This window comes from Microbacterium sp. BF1 (assembly GCF_019279095.1).
In the GTDB taxonomy this organism is placed as follows: Bacteria; Actinomycetota; Actinomycetes; order Actinomycetales; family Microbacteriaceae; genus Microbacterium; species Microbacterium maritypicum.
On sequence record NZ_JAGYWT010000614.1, the window covers coordinates 1 to 1,333 of the forward strand.

Below are 1,333 nucleotides of genomic sequence, written 5' to 3' on the forward strand. Positions count from 1 at the left end.
ACCGCGAATTCCTGCTGCGGAAGGTGCGCGAAGGCGCGGCGGTCGAACACGCGCGGCGCACGAACCGCATCCACGAGACCGACCTGGTGCGCACCCTCGAACTGCTGCTGCGGACACCCGCCCCTCCACGGCTCGTGCACGTCGTCGACGAGAGCCCGGCACCGCTGGGAGAGGTCGTCGGGTTCATCGCGCGCGAGCTCGGTGTCGATGTGCCTCCCGACATCGGCTCTGCGGACCCGGGTGGCTTCGTGTACGACGGGTCGTTGCTGCGGTCGCTGCTCGGCACCCTCGAGTATCCGACCTATCGCGAGGGATACGCCGAGATGATCGCGGGCCCCACCGCGAGCTGAGGCGCCGTCGTCGGCAGCGCCGCGTAGCCTGGGGCCATGACGAGCACAGCTGCGCGCACCGCCATCGAGGTCGTCGACTGGCGGCGTCGGGTCTTCGCCCTGTACGACGCCGTGCGGATCGCGGACTCCCCGGAGGAGGCGCACGAACTCTGGCGGATCGAGCGGGACGATCTGATGCTCCACCACCCGGCCACTCCGTTGCTGCCCGAGGACAGGGCGCTGTTCGAGGGGCTCCCGATCGCCTCGTACGACCCGCAGTGGCGCTTCGAACTGCCGGTCCTCCCCTCAGATCCCGGCGGCTTCGAGTTCGCGACCGGCACCGACGGCATCGTCCCGTTCGAGCGGATCGGCCGTGTGGAGATCCCGGATGCCGGATCGCTCGACGTCTGGCGGCTGGCCTCCTACGGCGGCGGTCTCTTCATCCCGGTGCGTGATGCGCTGGCCGGCCACCCCGGCGGAACCTACGGCGGCGGACGCTACCTGATCGACACGGTCAAGGGCGCCGACCTCGGATCCGACGCCCGGCGCGGCACGATCGTGCTCGACTTCAACTTCGCCTACAACCCCTCGTGCGCCTACGACCCGGCGTGGGCCTGCCCACTCGCGCAACCGGGGAACGTGCTCACGACCGCCGTCCCGGTCGGGGAGATGTACGGGGTCGGGAGCGCCTGAGCGCCTGGTCTTCCGGGCTCCCGCACGGATCCGGAACGACTTTGTGACGAATCGACGTGCGCGCACGTCCTATCTCCGAGCGAGCGTTTCGCTCCCGGCGGGAGTCTCACACGGGACCCGCGACCGGTCTTCAGATCGAGATGGGACACCTCATGGTAAACCAGGACCAGAACACCCCCGCTCCGGCCGAGAAGGAGCTCGCTCAGGCTGCTCCGAAGGCTGCCGGCGCCTCCGCGTCGCGCGTCGACCGGTCGAGCGGATTCTCCGCTTCGCGCGTCCCCGCCGACGAGAACGCCGCGGGTAAGACGACC

General features: G+C 70.0%; 1 protein-coding gene and 1 pseudogene. Both read left to right on the forward strand.

Annotated elements, in window-relative coordinates:
- Positions 1 to 350: pseudogene (locus KZA10_RS15435) on the forward strand (hypothetical protein); the annotation flags it as partial.
- A 36-nt stretch (positions 351 to 386) separates the two neighbouring features.
- Positions 387 to 1,022 carry a DUF1684 domain-containing protein gene (locus KZA10_RS15440; protein ID WP_141386930.1) on the forward strand — a complete coding sequence of 212 codons (636 nt, stop codon included), beginning with the start codon at positions 387 to 389 and terminating at the stop codon, positions 1,020 to 1,022.
- Positions 1,023 to 1,333 lie beyond the last annotated feature (311 nt).